A 22340-nucleotide genomic window follows, 5' to 3' on the forward strand; every position below is an offset into this window, starting at 1 on the left:
GTTCCTGACGGTATACGACAGGGGGGTACACGTGTCGCACTTCGGATGGCTTGACGGAAGTATCGTGGGATGTTACATCCTCGCCACGATGGTGGCAGGAATCGCTGTTCGCAAGTATGTGGGGAAAGTGGAGCATTTCCTCATTGCAGGCCGCGAAATGAACCTGTACCTCGGCATCGCGTCGCTCGCGGCTACCGAGTTCGGCGTCGTCACGTGCATGTACACCGCGCAGAACGGGTACAAATTCGGTTTTGCGGGCGCCACTCCCGGTATTCTGGCCGCCTTGGCGATGTTCTTTGTCGGCTACACCGGGTTCTGCGTCAAGCCGCTCCGCGACTCGGGTGTGATGACGATTCCCGAACTCTTCGAAAAACGATTTGGCTCGCGCATACGTTGGCTCAGCGGCGTCGTGATAGTTCTGGGCGGCCTGCTTAACATGGGCGTGTTTCTTCGAACCGGGGGAGATTTCCTGGTTGCCGTGTGCGGGTTCGATGCCAAGTATCTCGAAATCACCATGACCGCCCTTCTCTTGTGTGTGGCGGTTTATACGATCCTTGGCGGCATGCTGTCTGTGCTTATCACAGACTTCCTTCAGTTTGTTGTGATGAGTGTTGGTCTTATAGCTGTGACCCTTCTTGTCCTTGTAAATGTGGGGTGGGAACGTCTCACGTCAGTCGTCGCCGAATATCACGGGGCCGGTGGATTCAATCCATTCGTGAACTCGGAGATGGGCTGGGAATTCGTTGCCGCCAACAGCTTGCTGAGTCTTGCCATGGTGATGACATGGCAGACGACCATACAACGTCTGCTGGCAGCGAAGGACACACAAACCGGACTGAAGGTGTATACGCGAACCAGCTTCTTCTTCCTGTGCCGTTGGCTCATTCCCGTTATTTGGGGTATTGCCGCGCTGTCCATGTTCAGCCCCGAGGAAGTGGGCAAGGATACCCTGCTCGCGATGCCGCGCATGCTGAGTCAATTGGTGCCCATGGGGTTGATGGGAGTACTGATCGCGGCAATGCTGGCTGCAGATATGTCGACCGATTCGTCCTACATGCTCACGTGGTCCAGCGTCATCTACAACGATATTCTGGCGCCGTTTCACAAGAAGCAATGGACGGAAAAGCGTGGGTTGATTGTCAGCCGAAGCATCGTCGCCATCATAGGCGTGTTCTTGCTTGTGTACGGACTCTGGTATCCACTGCAAGGCAACCTTTGGGATTACCTCACCGTGACGGCCAACATCTACATGACGAGCATGTCTGTTCTGCTTGTTGCGTGCTGCTATTGGAAAGGCGCGAACAGTTGGGGAGCCGCGGGGGCGATCATCTTTGGCGCCATTATCCCCATTGCGTTTCTGGTCATGGAACAGTTGCCCAGCACGCAGCATTTCGCAAAGGAAGTGGTCGGCCCACACTTCGCGAATATCGGGGCATACGTCATCGCAGGAATGGCGATGGTCGTAGGTTCTTACTTGAAGCCGCGCACGGGAGGTCAACATGCCTGAGCATTTGTTTTGGCTGACGCTTACAACTGCGTGTATCGTCTGGTACTCGACCATAACGGTTTACGTCGCGGTGCGCGGCGTGCTGGACATCAAGGGGATGCTAAGCCGTTTAGCCGAAAACGGTCAGAAACCGGATGCCTGATCGAGGTTCATCTACGAGCTTTTGAATTGGGAGAGGATCGCTCCGCCTTGTCCCAGGAATGAACTGGTGAGGCCGATGATGGCTTGCAGCAGGTAGATCAGTTCCCACACAGGCTCCAATCCTGCCATGGAAGGGCGAGCGTGCGACAGCGTCCGAATGTGTGTTGACCGTTTCATAGTCTTAATCTCCTTGTACACTATCCATTTTCGTCCTTTGCATAGTGCGCGGCCAGCGAGGATGGGCTCTCTTCAAGCGCCACGGGATCGCGGCCAGGGCATCGGATGCCGCGCCGCTCCAACAACGATCCTTCCAAGCGATAGAGGTTCACAATGGACTTGAGATAGGCGGTTCGTGCCTGGACTTCGCCAATCTGGGCTGTCAGCAAATCCCGCTGGGCTTGCGTGACCAGCAACACAGTAGACCTGCCCAAACGGAACTTCTCAACCTCAGCCTGCATCGTTTGCTCCTGCAATTCACGCGTGGCCGTGGTTGCCGGAATCTGCTCCCACGCGCGCCCGACTTCGATGTAGGCTGCCCGTACGTCTTGTTCCACGAGCTGAGTCATATTCGCCAACGCGCGCATGTTCCGCGTGCGCGAAAGGTCGGAACGTGTGTCGCGCGCGCGCGCGGCGCGATTACCCAGCGGATAACTGAACTGTGCGCCAACCTGCGTCGTATAACGATCGTCATCTTCATCCTGGGAAGGTCCCTCGAACGACGCTGCGTAATTTGTTTCGCTGAGATTCTTGGAAATGTTGAGAAAGAGGTCGAGTTGAGGCAGTAGTCCGTTCTTTGTCTTGACTACTTCCAGATCGTCGCGCTTAATCTGCAGACGCGCTTGATTCAGGTCCGGGCGCATTCGTTGCGCCAACTGGATGGAAAAGTCCACGCCGCTGAGTCCAATTTGAGGTGTAATCGGATCGCTCTGCAGATTCAGATCGACTGGGCGCAGCGAATCGTTGTTGGGATTCACCAATCGCAACAGCGATAAACGCAGCGTGTCATAGGTGCTATGGGCGTCAATCAACGAACTCTTGCGCTGGGCAACTTCCGATACCGCACCCGCGCGCTCGACTTCCGGCAGTTTTCCAAGCCGAATCCGCTCTTCCACTTCATCGGCCTGCGCCTGCGCCAACGCCAGCGACTCTTCGTAGATCTTGATCTGACGCTGTGCGAGGATGCAGTCCCAATACGTTTGTTCAACTTGGGACACCAAGTCCTCTGTGAATCCGCGCAACTCATAGTCCGAGGCAAGCGTATCGAGCTTGGCTTGTCGAAGCGATGCGAGATTAACGCCCAGCCCACCGCCGCGAAGCAATTGCTGCGTGATAGACAGGTTGAGATTGCGCTCGTCACTGTCTGTATCTCTCGAAAACACGAGATTGGGATTGTTGGTGGAATTGCGCAACTCCGTATCCGTGCGGTCGTACGTCAGACTAATGTCCATGCCTGTCGGAAGATGCTGCGTAACGCCCACGCTTCCCGCTTCGGTCATGGTTTTCGCCTTTGTTTCGATCGGCGCGAGGATATTTACAGTTTGAGTGCCCGTTCCCGTGATATCCGGTACGGATAGAGGCGTCTGAACTTGAAAGTCGCGCGTGAGGCGATCTTCGGTCCGCGTGTAGCTGCCGACCAGAACCGGGTCGAACACCGAGCGCTGTTCGGACACAAACGTGTGTTGCAGGGCAGGATTCACTTCCTGAACGGAGAGGTTTTGATTGTGTTGAAGCGCCAGCACCAGCGCCCCCTCCACCGTTAACGAAAGGGGCTGTGTCTGTGTTTCAGTCTGAGCGGGCGCGTTTGTCGCGGACTCTTCAGCTGGCAGTGCAGGCGGCGTTACGTGTTCTATGGACCCAGCCGCGGATTGGACGGAAATCTCCGGCATCGCGCGTGATGGGCGGTACTCTACGGTTGCGCAACCGCTCACTGCGGCCAGAATTCCCGCCGCGCAAGCACCTTTGTAGATGAATCGGGGCGCCACGTCATCTCCTCACTCTGGGTAACCCGCTTTGGGCGACCAGCTACATCTGATTTCTACTCGTATCGCAACGCGTCAATAGGATTCAGTTTGGCGGCGCGTCGCGCAGGGTAATATCCAAAAAAGACACCGACGGCTGTCGCGAACAGCATCGCCATGACGATGCTCTGCATCTGCAGCACCGTGGTGAACGTTGTCAATCGCGATACCATGACGGCTGCGCCCACTCCGGCGGCCACACCGATGACGCCGCCAAGGCCGCTCATCAAGATGGCCTCAAAAAGGAACTGCCGCAAAATGTCGCGGTCCTTGGCTCCAATGGCCTTTCGTATACCAATCTCGCGCGTACGCTCGGTCACCGTCACGAGCATGATATTCATAATGCCGATGCCGCCGACCAGCAATGAAATGCTGGCGACAGCACCGAGCAAAACCGTGAACGTTTGTGTTACGGCGGAAGCCGTGGAGAGCAGATCGGCCTGATTGCGGATCTCGATGTCTGGCGGCATTTCCGGAAGGATGCGGTGACGTTTCCGAATCAGGGCAGTCACGTCGTCCTGAACCTTCATCAAGTCAGCCCCTGCGACGCATTGAATATCAATCTCGCGCAAATAATCCATGCCGAATAGCTGTTTCATCGCGGTGGTGTAGGGGATAACAATGTTGTCGTCGGGATTGAACCAGCCTTGATCTCCCTTGGATTTGGTTATGCCGATGACATGAAAGTTGATTCCGTTGAGTTTAATCGTCGCACCTACAGGATCGTCTTCGCCAAAGAGGTTTTGCGCCACGACCGGACCCATAATCGTCACTTTCGCCATCCGTTCCTCTTCTGCGTCCGTAAAGAGACGTCCCCGTTCGATCTCGAAATTTCGAAGTGGGATATATGTTACTGACGAGCCGATAACCGAGGTGGCGGTGTTCTTGTTGTAGTACTTGAGCTGGCCACGTCCTTGCACGACCGGCGCAACACGCAACACATTGGGGACTTCGGCCAGAATGGCCTGGGCGTCTTCTACGGTCAGGTTTTGCTGGGTGCCCGTCATGACGCCACCGCTTCCGTGTTGCGCGGGGCGCACAACCAGGAGATTCGTTCCCATCGCGCTGATAGTTGTCAGAACCTGTGCTTTCGCGCCTGCAGCAATCGCCAGCATGGCGATGACCGCGCCGACACCGATGATCACGCCTAACACCGCAAGAAAAGAACGCAGTTTGTTTGCGAATAGACTGTAAACGGCGACTTTCAGCAAGACCATGAAATACACGTTTCGGTCTCCGTCAGCTTTCCACGATGCGTCCGTCCAGGATGCGCACGGAACGCTCGCAATGATCGGCAACGTTTGCGTCGTGCGTCACGACAATGATTGTTCGGCCAGACGCATTCAGGCTCTTGAACAGGGACAGAATCTCCTGGCCCGTCTTGGAGTCCAAGTTCCCCGTGGGTTCATCGGCCAAAATCATAGACGGGTTTGAGACAATTGCCCTCGCAACGGCGACGCGTTGGCGCTGACCGCCAGACATCTGATTGGGTTCGTGATACATGCGGTCTTGAAGCCCCACCACTTCAAGCGCCTGCGCAGCGAGTTTCCTGGCATCTTGCCGCCGTGAATACAACAGGGGCAGCTCGACATTCTCGAGGGCCGAAAGACGGGGAAGCAGGTTGAACGTTTGAAAAACGAAACCGATATGTTGGTTACGGATTTCGGCCAGCCGATCGCGCGACAATCCCGCCACGTTTTCCCCGGCGAGCACATACGTTCCTGCGTCGGGCGTATCGAGGCATCCGAGGATATGCATTAACGTTGACTTACCGCTGCCGGACGGACCCGTGATAGCGACCATCTCGCCGTCGTTTACACGCATTGAGACATGATCCAGCGCATTGACGGTCGCTCCGCCGAGCACGTAGGTCTTGCAGACCTCCTGGACTTCAATCACCGGCGGCCACCTCCGCCGATGGTTCGCATCATCATCATGCGCCGGCGCGCATCGTTCTGTGCTCCGCCGTTTTCTGCGCGCCAACGGCTGTCTTCTTCCAGGCTGCGTACAATGACGCTGTCGCCTTCCGACAGCCCGCTTACGACTTCCAGATTATCTTTGTCGTGAATGCCTACTTCGATCTGTTTGCGCTCGCCGGGCGTTCCGTCCGATTTCGCAAGCTCCACATGCGCTCCGCCCTTTTGGTCAACGGCCTCGACCGGCACGACAAGGATATCCTGCTTGTCCGCGATGAGGATGTCCACGGTCGTTGTCATCATCGGTTTTAGAAGCGACTTGTTATCTCCCAGCACTTCGACGCGAACTTCAAACGTGACTACGTTCTGCACATTCAAGCCGTTGGTGGCAATTCTATCCACCCTTCCCTTGAACTTGACGCCTTGAAACGAATCCGCCGTAACTTCGGCTTCTTGGCCGATCTTGATTTGGCCGATATCTGCTTCATCCACGGACGTTAGGATGAAAATGCGCGAGAGATCGGAAAGCGTCAGGACCGTCGTGCCGCCGCCGACATTGCTGATCCCCGACGAAATGATCTGCCCGATCTGAGCCGTACGCTTTGCCACAACGCCGTCGATGGGCGAGAACACCTTGGTGTATCCAAGTTGCCGATTGGCAAGCGACAAGGCGATCTTGTCCGATTCAACTTGGGCTTCGGCGAGCTTGATCTGTTGCCTGCTCGTTTCCAGACTCAGTTCTTGTGCTTTGAGTGACTCCAATTGCGCCTTGGCAGTCTGTAGTTCTTGCTTCGCTTGCGCTGCCGTCGTCTGCGCAGTCTCCACGCCCTCTTGGCTGGAGTACTTCTTTTCCAGCAATTGCGCCTCGCGCTCGGCCTTTGCGGCCGCGTCGCGCGCACGCACTTCTGCAGCCTGAACGGCCGCCGAAGCTTTTTGCCTGTCGGCAATCAATGCTTGTTCCGCCGCCGCCAACGACGATTTGGCCTGCGCCAAGCGTGCTTCCGATGCAGACAACGAGGCCTGTGACTGCTGGACCAGACGTTCCTGATCGACGGGGTCCAGTTCAAGTAGTAGATCGCCCTTTTTCACCGGATCGCTCAGGTCAAACGGCAGTTTGATTACTTCTCCGCTCGCGCGGCACTTGATCTCGACGTCGAGGTTGGAAACGACCGACCCGGGAGATGAAACGACCTGGCGAATGTGTCCGCGGGTCACTTGAGCCGTCTTTAAGGTCGATGCTTCGGCCTCCGGTGTCTTGTCTTCCCCCTTCCACCACTTGAAGCCCCAGATACCGGCTCCCACCAACAAGGCTATCGTAATCAGTACCTTAATCGCCTTCTGCCAACTCATCCGACTTCCTCTTTCCGTGCTGGTGATACCGCAAAGCGAACGGGCGCGGGGTGTACCACGGTACGCGCTGCGCTTTTTCCAAACGCTCGCGCCTAGTATAGCATCGTCTCCGGCGGCTATTCGTATGAAGTACGCCTCGGCGTCTGCCTCAAGACGTCATATGAACCTGATGTACCCCGTGCAATGCCCCGTTGGGCTGGCACAAGTCAGATCCGCGCCGACTACTGTATAGTTGCCACGGAGTCGAAAGAAGGTTACACGAGCACTTGATGCGGGATTTCTGTAGGATAAAGACAACCGTGGCATTCAGGACTTGACGGCGCAACGCGGGAGTTCCATGTCTTCCGAACTGAACAAGACTCATCCTCATTGGAGTGTTCGAGCCCTTCGAGCGCTCCGGTATCGAGATTTTCGACTTTTTTTTGTTGGCCAGACCATCTCACTAGTCGGTACCTGGATGCAGATTATTGCGATGAGCTGGCTCGTGTACAGGTTGACCAATTCGCCTTTCATGCTTGGGCTGGTCGGGTTCTGCGGCCAGATTCCTTCCATGTTTGTCGCGCCGTTTGCGGGTGTATTGGCCGACCGATGGGAACGCCGGAAGATTCTCGTGGCCACGCAGACACTGTCTATGATCCAGGCGCTGGCGATCGCTTCCCTGGTGCTGACCGGCTGGATTTCGGTCTGGCAATTGATCCCGCTGAGTGTCTTCCTCGGTTGCATAAATGCCTTTGACATTCCCGCCCGCCAGTCTCTGTTCGTCGAGATGGTCGAAGATCGAAACGACTTGGGAAACGCCATCGCTTTGAATTCCTCCATGGTGAACGGAGCCCGGCTCATCGGTCCTTCCGTTGCCGGCATTCTTATCGCCATCGTGGGGGAGGGGGTATGTTTCCTTATCAATGGAATCAGCTTTCTTGCCGTCATCGGGGCACTGCTTGCCATGCGTCCGTCGCCCCGAAGACACGTAACCGAGCATCCCCCGGTATTGGCAAGTCTCAAGGAAGGATTCACGTACGCATTCGGTTTCTCGCCGGTGCGCTCGGTGCTGCTCCTGCTGGCGCTCGTCAGTGTCGTGGGGGTGCCTTACTCGGTACTCATGCCCATATTTGCAGAGAAGATTCTCCACGGTGGTCCCCACACACTGGGCTTTCTAATGGGAACCGCCGGTTTTGGAGCGCTGGCTGGCGCCATCTATCTGGCATCGCGTCCGACCGTTCACGGGCTGGGGCGCATACTCGTTATGGCGGTGACGCTGTTTGGCGTGGGACTGGTCGCCTTTTCCTTCTCGACAAACGTGTGGGTGTCCATGTTGCTGCTGTTGACGACTGGATTTGGAATGCTCATTGGCCTTGCGGGCTGCAATACCATTCTCCAGACCATCGTGGATGACGACAAGCGAGGCCGAATCATGAGCTTCTACACGATGGCCTTTATGGGGATGACCCCTTGGGGGAACCTGCTGGCTGGCGGGCTCGCGAGCCGTTTTGGAGCGCCGCTCACGGTGCGCATGGGGGGAATCGCTTGTATCCTGGGGGCGCTGATCTTTGCCACGCGCCTGCCCCGCATCCGCGAATTGGTGCGGCCTATATACGCCAGCAAGAACATTCTGCCGACGCCCGAAAGTGATGGGTAGGAGCACGGGAACTCTTACCCTAGGACGCTACATTAATCTTCTCAGTTGGCCTGATGGCTATCGGATTGTGGAGACACGACGATGCGGAAGTTCCACTCGCTGATAATCGCATTTGTGCTTTTCCATCCAGTCGCTTTGTCAGATGGCATTCCCGTTGACCGTGAAACCATGAAGATCACGGTACCCAACACGGAAATACGCCTTAGCTCCGACCAGATTGAAGAACTTGAGGTCTTGGGAACAGTGACCCTGACGACGAAGCAACTGAAGTCCCTGGCGGAAGTTGCGCCCGATACCCCCAAACGTCTTGAGAGAATCCTGTCTTTAGACTACAGCGGTTGTACGTGTGGCCCTGACTCGTATTGCATTCAGTTAGATCGAGACCGTATCGCCATTCTAAATAGCTCAAAAGACTGGGAAGCGAGCCTATGGGAGATGCCGAACGAATCCTACGTCATTCTGCGCGCGGATTCGAAAGGACTCTTCTACTACAAGGGGATGAAGGTTCCCTTCGAGGTGCTGTTAGATTGGGTGGGACGTAGGCCCGAACCGGGTAAGGCTCTATCTAGTCCAAGTCTTGACATCTTGTTACCGATGGGCATGCGCCGAGACGATCCTATTGTGAAGGAGCACATAAAGCAGCTCTTCGAGAGTGCGGCCAAGGCGGGGCGTGAACAAGTCCAAGAGGAGGAGTCTTTGGAGCAGGCGACGCTGGCAGACCAACAGATAAAACGGATGTAGTCACGTTTCCGCGTCAGGTGGCTTCATGCCAGCGGTGTTTGTTGCGTCAGAGGCGATGTCGCGATGTACCTTCCAGCCTACTTCCCGAATCACGTCTTATACGCGGTATCCGGCAGACTGGACGTGAAGTCTTCGCCGGGATTGATGAATCGATCCGCCTCAATTCGATACTGCTTATCGTAGAGTTGCCTGTAACGGCCGTCCAGTGTCATGAGTTCTTCGTGATTGCCGCGCTCTACGATACGGCCTTCTTCCAGCACAAGGATCTGGTCCGCGCTTCGAATCGTCGATAGCCTGTGGGCAATCACGAACGTCGTGCGGCCCCGGCGCAAGGCGCGAAGACCGTCCTGAATCAGCGCTTCGCTCTCGCTATCCAGGCTTGATGTCGCTTCATCCAGAATCAAAATGGATGGGTTCGCGAGTATGGCGCGCGCGATGGCAATACGCTGACGCTGACCGCCGGAGAGCCGTACCCCGCGTTCGCCGACGATGGTGTCGTACTTGTTTTCGAAACCACTTACAAACTCGTCGCAATGGGCAATTTTGCTGACTTCGAGGACTTCCTCCACCGAGGCGTTCGGTTTCGAGAAACGGATGTTGTCGAGAATCGTGCCATCGAACAGGAAGTTGTCCTGCATGACGATTCCGAGGTGCTCCCGGTAGTCGTGCAGGCGCAAGGTCTCCAGATCGCGCCCATCGATGAGGAGACGCCCCTTGTTGGGTCTGTTGAATGCCATGACCAAAGAGATCAAGGTGCTCTTGCCCGAACCACTGGAGCCCACCAGCGCCGTGGTCGATCCTGCGGGGGCATGAAAGGAGATGTTGTGCAAGACCGGCGTGTCGGCCACGTACTCGAATCCAACATCCTCGAAGGTCACATCCCCCTTCATGGATTCAATCGGCTCTCGTTGTTCGTCTTCCTCGCTTTCGGTCGCCATGGTCATGATCTCATGAATACGGTCGAGTCCCGCGAAGGCGTCGCTCAATTGTGTCGAGATGGAGGCGATTTGTACTACGGGCGCCGCAAGCAGCGCTGTGAACACAATGTAGCGCGTCAGTTCCTCGGCGCTCATGGTGTGATTAATGAAAGCGTGGCCGCCGATGACGATCATGATGAGGCTCACGGCTCCAACTACGACCGTGGAAATGGCCGTGCTGGCCGAGACACCCGTCATCGACTTGGCAATGTTGCGAAACAGCCGGTGGACTCCCTTTGCAAACACGAGATTCTCGCGGCGCTCCGCCGTGTACGCTTTGACGATTCGGATGCCGCCCAATGTCTCGGACAGACGGCCTGTGACATCCGCGTTGATGTGTCCGCGCTCCCGAAACACCGGACGCAGGGTCGAGAAGATATACGCCATGTACGCACCGAAGAAACCCAGCGCAACAAGGATGAGCACCGTAAGCAGCCAATTGGTGTAAACAAGGACCGCAAATGCCACGATTGCCGTCAAGGTCCCGCCGACGAGCTGCAGGATTCCTGTCCCTACAAGGTTCCGGATGCCTTCCGCGTCCGTCATGATGCGCGAGATGAGAATGCCCGTTTGGGTTTGATCGAAGTAACGAACCGGGAGCCGCGTGATGTGCTTCTGCACTCGGAGACGCATGTCCGCAATGGCGCGTTGTGCGGCCACGCCGATGATCTGCGAGTTGGCGAATGCGGTGACGGCCTGTACAACTGTGGCGATGGCGACCGCGATTCCCACTGGCACGAGCATTTCGCCTCGGCCCTTTGAAAGGTCCTTGACCACAATCTCCGTGGAGAAAGGGAGAACGAATCCCGCTCCACGATTGATGAGCATCATGGTCAGGCCTAGCGAAAGCCTGCGCCGGTGTGCCCATACCAACGACTTGGCATGCCGCCAGACTGAGGATAGTTGCAGTCTTTTCTTCGAGTCTTTGTCCGTCAACGCGTAGTTCCTCAATGATGAAATGGGCTGCGAGTGGAACGGGGGTGCAGCCTATGGAGAACGAATCAACCAAGAATCGCCGGTTCGGCGAAGCAACCTGCCATGCAAAACGAGAGTATACGGCGAGCGGGTTTCGTGTCTCAAAGAACTCGAACTCGCCGCGTCTTTCCTCTTTGGACTGCGCGAAGCCTCGAAACTTCCGTCTGGAAACAGTGGCCTACTTCTTGGGCTTATAAATATGCGTACCGTGACCAAAGATGAGGTCGGCGGTTTCCATGATTGTCTCGCTCAGCGTCGGATGCGGGTGAATGGAAAGACCCACGTCAGACGCAGTCGCGCCCATTTCGATGGCCAGCACACCCTGCGAGATAAGCTCACCAGCGCCGGGACCCACAATGCCCACGCCAAGCACCTGGCCGGAAGTGGGATCGGTGATCAGCTTGGTGAGGCCGTCGCTGCGATTCAACGTCGACGCACGGCCCGACGCGCCCCACGGGAAGCGCGCGATTTCCACTTCGCGTCCTTCTGCCGTGGCTTGCGCTTCCGTCAGTCCGCACCACGCCAGCTCGGGATCGGTGAACACGACTGCGGGAATGGCGCGCGGCTCAAAGGCCACGTTGTTTCCTGCAATGACTTCCGCCGCGATGCGACCCTCATGCGAGGCCTTATGCGCCAGCATGGGTTCGCCTGCGATGTCGCCGATCGCGAAAATATGCGGGTCCGACGTCCTTCGCTGAAGGTCCACTTCAACGAACCCTTTGCTGTTCACCGTCACACCCGTGTTGTTCAAGCCGAGTCCGCTCGAATTGGGACGGCGGCCGATACTTACCAAGACGCGGTCAAACTTCTCTTTGCGCGACTTGCCCTGCGCATCCTCCAGGGTGACAACGATCCCATCTGCGTCTTCCGAGAGGCCCTTGACCTTCGTCTGCAATAGAATCTTGTGGAATATCGTGCTCATTCGCTTTGCAAGGATGTTTACCAAGTCGCGATCCGCGCCGGGCAGCAAACCATCGGTCATCTCGACGACCGTCACTTTAGTGCCCAGTGCCGCGTACACCGACCCGATTTCGAGTCCAATGTATCCGCCTCCAATCACGAGCAGCGATTTCGGAATCTCCGGAATCTGCAGTGCCGAAGTGGAATTCATCACTCGCTCGGATTCGATTAATAGGTCGGGGATCGTGGCTGGGCGCGAACCTGCGGCCAGAATCGTGTAGTCGGTCTTGATCATCTGTTCTTTGCCCGATTCACTCGTCACTTTGACGAGGCGGGATTCTTCGAAATTGGCGCGGCCCTGCACATACTGGATCCTGCGCGCTTTGCAGAGCTGCCCCAGCCCGCCCGTCATCTTGGCAACGACCGAGTTCTTGCCTTCACGCATCTTGTCCAGATCGATTTTGGGTTTGCCGAATTTGATGCCCCAATGCTCGGCTTCTTCGGCATCGTTGATAATCTTGGCGCAGTGGAGCAATGCCTTCGATGGAATGCAACCACGATATAGGCAGACTCCACCGGGATTGGGTTCCAGGTCGATTATGGTTACGTCCAGTCCCAGATCGGCCGCCATGAATGCGGCCGCATAGCCGCCGGGTCCTCCACCAATTACGACTACTTGCTTGCCATTCGACTGCTCGCTCATTTCCTATCCTCAATGCGCCGGCGGGCGCTGGTTAGATATGCACACAGGCTCCGCGATTTCGCGCGGGTTATGCCTCCAGGAACAACAAGAACGGTTGCTCAAGCGCTTCGACTAAGAAGCGCGTGAACCGCGCGGCATCCGCGCCGTCGATAACGCGGTGATCGTACGACAACGACAAGGGCAGCAACGTGCGCGGCACGAACTGGCCGTCGACGTAGACGGGTTCGACCCGTGCGCGAGAGATGCCCAGGATCGCTACCTCGGGCGGATTGACAATGGGCGTGAACGACGTGCCGCCGATTCCGCCAAGATTGCTGACGGTGAAAGTCCCGCCCTGCATCTCTTCCAGTTTGCTTTTCCGCTGACGCGCGCGTTCCGCGAGTTCGTTCATCTCGATTGCGATCTCAATAACCGTTTTCTGGTCGACGTTGTGAATGACAGGGACCAGCAAGCCTCGGTCCGTATCCACCGCTACGCCGATGTTCACGTATTTCTTGAAAACGATCTCGTTGTTTTCCATATCAACGCTGGAATTGAATTGCGGGAACTTTTTCAGCGCTGTGGCAAGCACTTTGACGATGATCGCGGTGACCGTCAACTTCGCGCCCGCAGCTTCGCTGCGCTTGCCGTATTGCTTGCGCAGTTGCTCGATTTGCGTGATGTCGACCTTGTCGAACTGCGTGACATGCGGAATGGTCACCCACGCCGACGCCATGTTCTCGGCCGTGCGACGCCGCACGCTGTTCATGGCTTGACGTTCGATATCTCCCCAGCGTGTGAAATCGGGAAGCGGAACGCTTCCGGCGGCCATGCGGGGCGAAACGCCGCGAACGTCGGTATTCACCAGCCGGGCAAATGCCTTCACATCTTCGAGCGACACGCGCCCTTCGGGACCAGAACCTGGCACTTGGTTGATGTCTACGCCAATCTCGCGAGCCAAGCGCCTTACCGACGGCGACGCAGGGACAGGCACACCTCCGCCACGTATGATGCGCGCCTCAGCACCCTCCTCGACCTGTGCGGCCGGCTCTTCCGCTGCGACTTCTTGCGATGGCGCCGGTGCAGCAGGAACCACGCTTACCTTTTGCGCAGGTGCCGCGACTTTTGGCGCGGGCGCGGGGGAGGGAGCGCGCTTCGCCGCCGGTGCAGGTTCAGGTTTCACGGGCGCGCTCACCGCCGGTGCGGCTGCTTTCACCGCGCCGTCTTCCTTTACAACAAGCACCACATCGCCAACGCGCAGGGTCGCGCCTTCCTTTGCACGAATCTCGGTGACAGTCCCGGATACGCTGGATGGAACCTCCGCGGCAGCCTTATCGGTCTCGATCTCGAGGACCGTTTGATCCTTCGCAACGGTGTCGCCCACGGCCACGAACACCTTCGTGACAGTGACCTTGTCGACGTTCTCCGCGAGTACAGGCAACTTGAATTCAGTTGGCATAGCGATTGTCCTGTCTGTATCCAGCGTTCCACTCCGAAGGACGGCGCGTGCGCGCCGATGCCTCCGCGAACCACACTGACGTTATGGGGGAATATCATTCCCCCGTTGACTTCACTTCCGCGCCGTGTTCAGCCTAGCTCACCATCGGGTTGAGCTTGTTCGGATCGATGTCCAGGGTCTTCATGGCCTTCTTGACCACGTCCGGCTTGATTGCGCCTTCCTGCAACAATCCGTGCAACGTGGCCAGAGTCACGTACCGCGCGTCCACTTCAAAGAAATCGCGCAGCATCTTTCGGGACTCGCTGCGGCCGTAGCCGTCCGTTCCCAACGTAACCATTCGCTTCGGAACCCATTTGGAAATGCTGTCAGGCATGACCTTCATATAGTCCGACGCCGCAATGACGACACCCGGTTCATTCGCAAGGCATTGCGTTACATACGAAGCCTTCTGCTTCGCACCGGGATTCAGCATGTTCCACCGTTCGACTTCCAAGGCCTCGCGGCGCAGTTCTTTGTAGCTGGTAACGCTCCATACATCTGCGGCGACACCATAGTCTTCTGCAAGGATTTCCTGCGCTTTCAGCGTTTCGTTGAGAATCGCGCCGCTGCCCAGGATCTGCGCTTTCAGCTTCAGTTTCTTGTTCGCCGAAGGCCGCAGCTTGTACATGCCCCGCAGAATACCTTCTTCCGCGCCCTTGGGCATGGCGGGCATCGCGTAACTCTCGTTGCCCACGGTGATGTAGTAGAAGACACTCTCCTGCTCTTCGTACATCCGCCGGATGCCGTCGCGAATGATTACGGCCAATTCGTAGGCATATGCCGGGTCGTACGTCACGAGGTTCGGCACCGTCGATGCCAAGAGATGGCTATGCCCATCCTGATGCTGCAAACCTTCGCCCGCCAGCGTAGTACGGCCCGCGGTTGCACCCAGCAGGAATCCGCGGCAGCGAAGGTCGCCTGCTGCCCAAACAAGGTCACCGATGCGCTGGAATCCAAACATCGAGTAGTAGATGAAGAAGGGGATCATCGGTATGCCGTGCGTCGAATACGACGTACCCGCCGCGATGAACGACGACATCGATCCTGCCTCGGTAATGCCTTCCTCAAGAATCTGACCGTCCTTGGCTTCTTTGTAGTAGATGAGACTGTCGCTATCCACCGGCTCGTAGAGCTGCCCAACGTGGGAGTAGATTCCGATTTGACGGAACAGCGCTTCCATACCAAACGTGCGCGCTTCATCCGGCACGATGGGCACGATGTACTTGCCAAGTTCCTTATCGCGAAGCAGTTTAGACAAAACGCGCACGAAGGCCATTGTCGTCGAGATGGCCCTGTCTTCCGTGCCCTTGTGGAACTCTTCAAAGAACGATACCGGGGGCGTCTTCAGCGGCGCGCAATGCGTCGACCGCTTCGGTACGTATCCTCCAAGTGTCTTGCGTCGTTCCTGCAGATACAACATCTCCGGGCTGTCATCGGGCGGACGGTAGAACGGCGCAAGCGCAACGTCCTCATCGGAGATCGGCACGCCAAATCGCGTGCGGAACTCCCGCAATTCGTCTTCGTTCAGTTTCTTCTGCTGGTGAGTGATGTTCTTGCCTTCGCCACTCTCGCCGAGACCGTACCCTTTGATGGTCTTGGCGAGTATGACCGTCGGCGCCCCCTTGTGATTCACGGCCGCGTGATACGCCGAGTACACTTTTTCAGGGTCGTGACCGCCGCGCTTCAGTTTCCGCAGTTGTTCATCTGTCAGGCCTTTGGCGAGGTTGAACAGGCGCTGGTCGTTGTTGAAGAAGTGATCGCGAATGTACTTGCCACTCTCGACGGTGTACTTCTGGTACTCGCCATCGACGACCTCGCCCATACGTTTGACGAGAACGCCTTGGGAGTCTTTCGCCAGAAGTGGATCCCACTCCGATCCCCATATCACCTTTATTACGTTCCACCCTGCGCCGCGGAAGATCGCCTCCAACTCCTGCATGATCTTCCCGTTGCCACGGACCGGGCCGTCCAGCCGCTGCAAATTGCAGTTGATAACGAAGATCAGGTTGTCCAGCTTCTCGCGCGACGCCAGCGTGATTGCGCCCAAGGTCTCCGGTTCATCCGTCTCGCCGTCGCCGAGGAACGCCCATACTTTTGCGTCGTTCTCGGAAATCAGGCCGCGGTCTTCGAGATACCGGTTGAAGCGGGCCTGGTAGATACTCATGATCGGACCCAAACCCATCGAAACTGTTGGGAACTGCCAGAACTCCGGCATCAGCCACGGGTGCGGATAGGAGGAGAGGCCTCCACCTGGATGCAATTCCGCCCGGAAATTCTCCAACTGCTCCAGCGACAAGCGCCCTTCCATAAATGCGCGCGCATAGATGCCCGGCGCGGCATGTCCTTGAAAATAGATCATGTCGCCGGGATGGCCGCCGTCTTTGCCGCGGAAGAAATGGTTAAATCCGACTTCATACAACGTCGCGGCGGACGCAAACGTGGAAATATGCCCGCCGATGCCGCTTTCTTCGCGGTTGGCCCGCACGACCATCGCCATCGCATTCCATCGCACGAAGCTCTTAATGCGGCGCTCGATCTCGCGGCTGCCGGGATAAGGCGGCTGCTCGCCAGCCGGAATGGTATTGATATACGGGGTATTGGCTGTGAACGGCAGTCTGATTCCCGCCGCGTGCGCACGAATCTGTAGCTGGCTCAAGATGTGCGCCACATGCTCAGGGCCGCGCAGCTCAAGCAGATCGTTTAATGATTGGATCCACTCTAGCGTTTCGTCATCAAGCTCCTCATCGAGTGAGCTGTCGTAACCTATTGATTTTGCTTCCACTTACAGAACCTTCCGTAGCCGGACGTGGCATCAGGCGTGCTGATTCGTCGCAGCGGGGTGTGGCTGGCTCCGCTGTTTGCGCGGAATCCTACCTTATCCCTGAACACACAACTAAGAGGCGATATTCTAGCCCGCAATTTGCACCGGCGCAACTAAGCACCGGTGCAAATTGCTCACGTGCAAGACTTTGGGGTCATGCCTTGAGGACTCCTCAGCGCTTCTCCTGCACACTTAACGCACTCGGAAACTCAGAGTCCGCATGTTCCACTCAACTTTGCCCTCGTCGTGAAAAGGGTCTTGACAGAAGCATCTCGATCGTGTATTTTACCGATGGGTTAATTAACTGCAAGGTGAATTACAGATGCCTCAGGATACCCTCAGTACAACGTTTGCCGCTCTCGCCGATCCGACTCGCCGAGCAATTCTGGCCAGGCTGTCCACCGGTGAAACGTCCGTGACCGAATTGGCGCGGCCGTTCAAGATGACCATGCCAGCAATTTCCAAGCACCTGAAGGTGTTGGAGAGGGCAGGGCTGATACAGCGAAGCCGTGAGGCGCAGTGGCGTCCGTGCCGCCTCGACGCCAAACCGCTGGAGGGTGTTGCCGAGTGGGTGGAGCAGTACCGTCGCTTCTGGGAGGAGCGTCTGGACCGCCTCGAGATCTATCTCCGAGAGCTGCAAGAACAGGAGAGAAAACATGGCCGCAAGAAAAAGCCCAACCCCTGAAGTGACTGCCGACAGGGAAATCGTAATCTCCCGTATTCTGGACGCCCCGCGAGATCTCGTGTTTGCCGCGTGGACGGACCCCGATCAGATCGTCAAGTGGTGGGGTCCCGACGGATTCACCACGACGAACCACACGATGGATGTCCGGCCCGGCGGAACATGGAAGCTTACTATGCACAGTCCGGACGGTACCGATTATCCCAATACAATCGTCTATCTCGAGATCGTGAAGCCCGACCGCATCGTGTACAAGCACGGCAGAGGGAAGGGGGGCAAGTCAGGTGCCAGCTTCACCACGACGGCCACCTTTGAGCCCGTTGCCGGCAGGACGAAGTTGACCATGCGGATGGTCTTTGCGACAGCCGAGGCAAGGGACCTAGTCGTTCGCGAGCATGGGGCCATCGAAGGTGGAAACCAAACGATCGGCCGTCTTGCAACCTATCTGGATACTCTGCCCACGCACGAACTCGTTATTACGCGCGTATTTGATGCGCCACGCGATCTGGTTTTCAAGACGTGGACGGATCCCGCGCATGCCAAGCACTGGTGGGGTCCTAGAGAGTATCCCGCTTCGGAACTGGAGATGGACGCGCGACCCGGAGGCATGTGGCGCGCCCGCCTGAAATCGACGGCAGGGGAGAAGGACCTCTGGCACAGCGGTGTTTTTCGCGAAGTGGTTGCGCCGGAGCGCATCGTATTCACGTTCGCATGGGATGAGATGGGAGAGCGCGGCCTTGAAACCGTCGTGACGGTGACGTTGAAGGAACAAGGACGCAAGACCCACATGACGTTTCATCAAGCCCCATTCCGCTCCTCGGGCGTATGTGAAGGCCACGAAGGCGGTTGGGGAAGCTGCTTCGATCGTCTTGCAGAAAAGCTTGCCAAGCAATGCGAGGCCGCGTGACCGACGGCGAAACCTTGCGCGCAAATTCGATACGCCACCATCGTTGGTTATCGACGCGTAAGTGAACCCCAGATAGAGTGATGATTCAAACGCATTTCGAAACCGCTGCAATTCGAAATGCGATGCTGAAGAAGGGCATGAACAAAGGTTGGTCCGCAAATCTGGCCACGCTTGCCGTTCAACTTGCCCGCATGTAATTGCCGTTCGTAGGTGACCGAACGAAATCGAAGTCCTGCTAGGAAGTCCAGAAAGGAGACAACCATGCTTGTGAAGGTATTGATCGCGGCTGTCTTGATTGTCGGGGGCATTGTCGCATTCATTGCAACTCGTCCGGCGGAGTTTAGCGTGTCCCGAAGTGCCACAACCTCTGCGCCGCCATCCGCGGTGTTTGCGCAGGTCAACGATTTCCATAAATGGGACGCGTGGTCGCCGTGGGCAAAACGAGACCCAAACATGAAAACGACCCACGAGGGCCCGGCATCAGGTGTTGGCGCGATGTACTCCTGGAACGGAAACAAGGACGTGGGGGAGGGGCGCATGACGATTCTCGAAAGCATTCCGGATGAGTTGATCCGGATCAAGCTCGAGTTCATTAAACCGTTCGCAGCGACCAACACGACCGTCTTCACGTTCAAGCCCCGCAATAACGGAACCGAGATTACCTGGACGATGAGCGGACAGAACAACTTCATGGCAAAGGCCTTTCAGCTTGTCATGAGCATGGACAAGATAGTCGGCGGTGACTTTGAGAAGGGATTGGCGCAAATGACGGCCGTTGCGGAATCTGCTTCGTGAGAAAGGACAAAGACATCATGGCAATCACACTGGACAATCAAACAACCATTACTCCGGACGGCGTGATAGAGATCACGCGCGTGTTCGATGTCCCACGTGAGGTGGTGTGGAAGGCGTGGACAGACGCAGATGAGCTGCAACGCTGGTGGGGACCGATGTGCTTCACCTGCCCAGCCAGCCGAATCGATTTGCGCGTCGGCGGAACCTATCACCATTGCATGCGCGCACCGGATGGCAAGGATTACTGGAGTACGGGGACGTATAAAGAGATTGTTCCCTTGGAACGAATCGCCGCAACGGATTCGTTCGCCGACGAGAAGGGAAACGTAGTCTCTGCGGCAGACATTGGCATGGGCGATGCCTGGCCTCTCGAAATGCATTTCACGATTAAGTTTGAAGACCTCGGTGGAAGAACCCAATTCCGAATCCAGCACCAAGGCATACCCGAAGGGCCCGTACGGGAAATGTGCGCGCAGGGTTGGAACGAATCATTCGACAAGATGGCGGACTGCCTGTCAAACGCTTAGCGCCATTGCGCATTCATGTTCACGGCAAACAACCACTCAGAAGAGGAAACGACGATGAAAGTTCAGACCTATTTGTTTCTAGACGGCAGTTGCGAGGAAGCGATTGAATTCTACAAGTCGACACTGGGCGCTAAGGTCACGGCGTTCATGCGTTTCAAAGAGAATCCGGAGCCGGATCAGTGTTCGCCCGCACATGCGGAGAAGGTCATGCATGCAAGTATCCGCGTCGGGGAAACCGAAGTCATGATGTCCGACGGCCGGTGTGAAGGCAAACGCAATTTCCAGGGTTTCGCGCTGGCAATGTCCATCAAGGAAGTCTCTGAAGTCGAGAGAATCTTCTCACTTCTGGCCGACGGAGGACAGATTCAAATGCCATTGATGCAGACATTCTGGTCTCCCATGTTCGGAATGGTCGCTGACCGGTACGGAGTGTCTTGGATGGTCATGGCGGAAGCGGCGAACTAGAACTGACTGAATAGGTTGCTACCTTGCAGACGGCGGCATCGCGCGTTTAGAGGACTCTAAATATGAACGAAACAAGTGTGCTGTCCGGCGCCCCGCGTGTTGAAACGGCAGGGCCTTTGAACATTGCAGGTTTGAACGAACGCTACAATCACACAACCCGAGTGAACATCCCTGCACAGTGGCAGCGCTTCGCCCCCTATATCGGTGCTGTGCCGGGTCAAGTAGATGGAGTCGCTTACGGTGTGTGCTGGAGCGGCAGCGCGTCTGGAGAATTCAACTACCTTACAGGTGTCGAAGTCGCCGGCGCATCGAACCTCCCCGCGGGTTTTGAGTGCCTGACCATTCCGGCTCAGCGCTATGCAGTATTTACGCACCGTGGTCACATTGCGGGATTGCCGGAGTCGATACAAAGCGTATGGACCAAGGCACTACCCGCATCCGGATACCAAGCAGTCCAATCGCCCTTCATCGAACGATACGATTCCCGCTTTGATGCACAAACGGGTATGGGCGAGGTGGAACTCTGGGTGGCTATACACGACTAGCATAACCTCATCGTCTTGCACGTGAGCAACTTGCGGACTAACCAAGGAGCATCAGCATGAGTGAACCGATACTGCAGCCAACGCAGCAAGTCCACGGGACCAAGGTATTCCAGCATTCGCGAGTCTACGAAGCTCCGCGCGAACTGGTGTTCAAGGCGTGGACAGACCCCGACTGCCTATCGAAATGGTGGGGACCAAAAGGGATGCAGTGGATCGGCTGCACCATGGACCTGCGGCCTGGCGGGACGTTTCTATACGGACTGAAGGCTCCAAATGGCTTCGAGATGTGGGGCAAGTTCGTGTACCGCGAAGTCACGGTTCCCGAGCGGCTTGTCTACGTGGTCTCCTTCTGTGACAAGAATGGAGCAATCTTGCGGCATCCTTTGAGCGAAACGTGGCCGCTGGAAGTCTTATCCACGCTTGCATTCACTGAGCAGGACGGAAAGACGATTACCGATTCAACAGGCATCCCCATCAACGCAACCAAAGAAGAATGTGAAACCTTCGAGGGCGGATTCGACTCCATGCGCAAAGGCTTCACCGGTACCCTTGACCAACTAGCAGAATTTTTGAGCAGATCTTAGGGTTTACTCTCATGGCTGCTGGTGAACAGAGAATCCCTCTGCGTGCGTGTCGCGTAATACCTTGTGATGCTAGTCGCGCCGGTCTTCAGCCGGCATAGAACGGAGAATTCAATGGACTCACAGACTCCCGCAACACCGGTCTCAAAGAAGATGCTTTGGGCAGGACGCATTATGAGCACCTTGCCCGTCCTTATGTTGCTCATGAGCGCCACCATGAAGTTCATGCAACCTCCCGACGCCGCAAAAGGCTTCGAACACCTCGGTTGGCCCATCACCCTGGCAACCAAGCTCGGGATCGTTGAGCTCGCGTGCACGGCCCTCTACGTAATTCCCCAGACATCGGTCCTTGGCGCAATCCTGCTGACGGGATACCTCGGCGGCGCAACCGCCACACATGTCCGCGTCGAAGAAGCATTCCACATGCCCATCCTGCTTGGCGTGCTAATCTGGGGCGGCCTCTTCCTGCGCGACCCCCGCATCCGCGCGCTGATTCCGTTGCGCAAGAAATCGTCATAGAGCGGTGCTGGTCATGTGGAAACGAAGACCGCGTATTCATGAGTTCCTGGCCATCGTTACTCATCTAAAAATCTACTCGCCAGCGACTCCTCTCGCGAAAGCGATCAATCAAGTGGACGCGTAGATGGAATCCCCCAGTCTGCACCAGTGTCTGAAG

General features: G+C 56.7%; 21 protein-coding genes. 12 read left to right on the forward strand and 9 right to left on the reverse strand.

Features of this window, described 5'->3' with window-relative positions; all coding sequences use genetic code 11:
• The first annotated feature begins 88 nt into the window (after positions 1 to 88).
• Together K1Y02_02595 and K1Y02_02600 are read left to right on the forward strand one after the other, a co-directional pair.
• Positions 89 to 1507 carry a sodium:solute symporter family protein gene (locus K1Y02_02595; protein ID MBX7255225.1) on the forward strand — a complete coding sequence of 473 codons (1419 nt, stop codon included), beginning with the start codon at positions 89 to 91 and terminating at the stop codon, positions 1505 to 1507.
• The gene (locus K1Y02_02600) at positions 1500 to 1649 is read left to right on the forward strand and encodes a hypothetical protein (GenBank protein MBX7255226.1); all 150 of its coding nucleotides are present in this window, start codon (positions 1500 to 1502) and stop codon (positions 1647 to 1649) included. The genes K1Y02_02595 and K1Y02_02600 overlap by 8 nt, the downstream gene beginning before the upstream one ends.
• A gap of 11 nt (positions 1650 to 1660) precedes the next feature.
• Here the strand turns inward: K1Y02_02600 and K1Y02_02605 are convergent, their stop codons facing one another.
• Genes K1Y02_02605 through K1Y02_02625 form a run of 5 tightly spaced genes read right to left on the reverse strand, consistent with a single transcriptional unit; the run spans position 1661 to position 6932 of the window.
• On the reverse strand, positions 1661 to 1825 hold the full coding sequence (locus tag K1Y02_02605) for a hypothetical protein (protein ID MBX7255227.1): 165 nt from the start codon (positions 1823 to 1825) through the stop codon (positions 1661 to 1663).
• A 20-nt stretch (positions 1826 to 1845) separates the two neighbouring features.
• Complete coding sequence (locus tag K1Y02_02610) at positions 1846 to 3630, reverse strand: TolC family protein (GenBank protein ID MBX7255228.1); 1785 nt, start codon at positions 3628 to 3630, stop codon at positions 1846 to 1848.
• Positions 3631 to 3683: 53 nt separating this feature from the next.
• Positions 3684 to 4892: an ABC transporter permease gene (locus K1Y02_02615; GenBank protein MBX7255229.1), complete on the reverse strand. Its 1209-nt coding sequence runs from the start codon at positions 4890 to 4892 to the stop codon at positions 3684 to 3686.
• A 13-nt stretch (positions 4893 to 4905) separates the two neighbouring features.
• Entirely contained in the window at positions 4906 to 5565 is a 660-nt protein-coding gene (locus K1Y02_02620; protein ID MBX7255230.1) for an ABC transporter ATP-binding protein, read from the reverse strand.
• Positions 5562 to 6932: an efflux RND transporter periplasmic adaptor subunit gene (locus tag K1Y02_02625; GenBank protein MBX7255231.1), complete on the reverse strand. Its 1371-nt coding sequence runs from the start codon at positions 6930 to 6932 to the stop codon at positions 5562 to 5564. The genes K1Y02_02620 and K1Y02_02625 overlap by 4 nt, the downstream gene beginning before the upstream one ends.
• Positions 6933 to 7269: 337 nt before the next feature.
• Between K1Y02_02625 and K1Y02_02630 the strand changes: the two genes are divergently transcribed.
• Together K1Y02_02630 and K1Y02_02635 are read left to right on the forward strand one after the other, a co-directional pair.
• Entirely contained in the window at positions 7270 to 8568 is a 1299-nt protein-coding gene (locus tag K1Y02_02630) for an MFS transporter (GenBank protein MBX7255232.1), read from the forward strand.
• Between the two features lie 81 nt (positions 8569 to 8649).
• Entirely contained in the window at positions 8650 to 9309 is a 660-nt protein-coding gene (locus K1Y02_02635) for a hypothetical protein (protein ID MBX7255233.1), read from the forward strand.
• Between the two features lie 89 nt (positions 9310 to 9398).
• On the opposite strand, the gene K1Y02_02640 is transcribed toward K1Y02_02635, so the two are convergent.
• The 4 genes from K1Y02_02640 to aceE form a co-directional block, all read right to left on the reverse strand.
• Complete coding sequence (locus tag K1Y02_02640) at positions 9399 to 11117, reverse strand: ABC transporter ATP-binding protein/permease (protein ID MBX7255234.1); 1719 nt, start codon at positions 11115 to 11117, stop codon at positions 9399 to 9401.
• 322 nt (positions 11118 to 11439) lie between these two features.
• A complete protein-coding gene (lpdA, locus tag K1Y02_02645; GenBank protein MBX7255235.1) occupies positions 11440 to 12864 on the reverse strand; it encodes a dihydrolipoyl dehydrogenase in 1425 nt (474 codons plus the stop codon).
• Positions 12865 to 12931: 67 nt separating this feature from the next.
• Complete coding sequence (locus K1Y02_02650; GenBank protein MBX7255236.1) at positions 12932 to 14302, reverse strand: 2-oxo acid dehydrogenase subunit E2; 1371 nt, start codon at positions 14300 to 14302, stop codon at positions 12932 to 12934.
• A gap of 133 nt (positions 14303 to 14435) precedes the next feature.
• A complete protein-coding gene (gene aceE / locus K1Y02_02655; protein MBX7255237.1) occupies positions 14436 to 17108 on the reverse strand; it encodes a pyruvate dehydrogenase (acetyl-transferring), homodimeric type in 2673 nt (890 codons plus the stop codon).
• 376 nt (positions 17109 to 17484) lie between these two features.
• On the opposite strand from aceE, the gene K1Y02_02660 reads away from it, so the two are divergent.
• From K1Y02_02660 to K1Y02_02695, 8 genes are all read left to right on the forward strand, one after another.
• Complete coding sequence (locus K1Y02_02660; protein ID MBX7255238.1) at positions 17485 to 17847, forward strand: metalloregulator ArsR/SmtB family transcription factor; 363 nt, start codon at positions 17485 to 17487, stop codon at positions 17845 to 17847.
• 346 nt (positions 17848 to 18193) lie between these two features.
• Complete coding sequence (locus K1Y02_02665; GenBank protein MBX7255239.1) at positions 18194 to 18751, forward strand: SRPBCC domain-containing protein; 558 nt, start codon at positions 18194 to 18196, stop codon at positions 18749 to 18751.
• Positions 18752 to 19012: 261 nt separating this feature from the next.
• Positions 19013 to 19546: an SRPBCC family protein gene (locus tag K1Y02_02670; GenBank protein MBX7255240.1), complete on the forward strand. Its 534-nt coding sequence runs from the start codon at positions 19013 to 19015 to the stop codon at positions 19544 to 19546.
• A 17-nt stretch (positions 19547 to 19563) separates the two neighbouring features.
• Positions 19564 to 20073, forward strand: coding sequence for an SRPBCC domain-containing protein (locus tag K1Y02_02675; protein ID MBX7255241.1), 510 nt, complete (start codon positions 19564 to 19566; stop codon positions 20071 to 20073).
• Between the two features lie 54 nt (positions 20074 to 20127).
• Positions 20128 to 20538 (forward strand): VOC family protein, encoded by a 411-nt coding sequence (locus K1Y02_02680; protein ID MBX7255242.1) that lies wholly within the window; start codon positions 20128 to 20130, stop codon positions 20536 to 20538.
• A 62-nt stretch (positions 20539 to 20600) separates the two neighbouring features.
• Positions 20601 to 21083: a GyrI-like domain-containing protein gene (locus K1Y02_02685; protein ID MBX7255243.1), complete on the forward strand. Its 483-nt coding sequence runs from the start codon at positions 20601 to 20603 to the stop codon at positions 21081 to 21083.
• 56 nt (positions 21084 to 21139) lie between these two features.
• Positions 21140 to 21667 (forward strand): SRPBCC domain-containing protein, encoded by a 528-nt coding sequence (locus K1Y02_02690; GenBank protein ID MBX7255244.1) that lies wholly within the window; start codon positions 21140 to 21142, stop codon positions 21665 to 21667.
• Positions 21668 to 21817: 150 nt separating this feature from the next.
• Positions 21818 to 22183 (forward strand): DoxX family protein, encoded by a 366-nt coding sequence (locus K1Y02_02695; GenBank protein ID MBX7255245.1) that lies wholly within the window; start codon positions 21818 to 21820, stop codon positions 22181 to 22183.
• Positions 22184 to 22340: the final 157 nt, after the last annotated feature.

Source organism: Candidatus Hydrogenedentota bacterium, assembly GCA_019695095.1.
Taxonomy (GTDB): domain Bacteria; phylum Hydrogenedentota; class Hydrogenedentia; order Hydrogenedentales; family SLHB01; genus JAIBAQ01.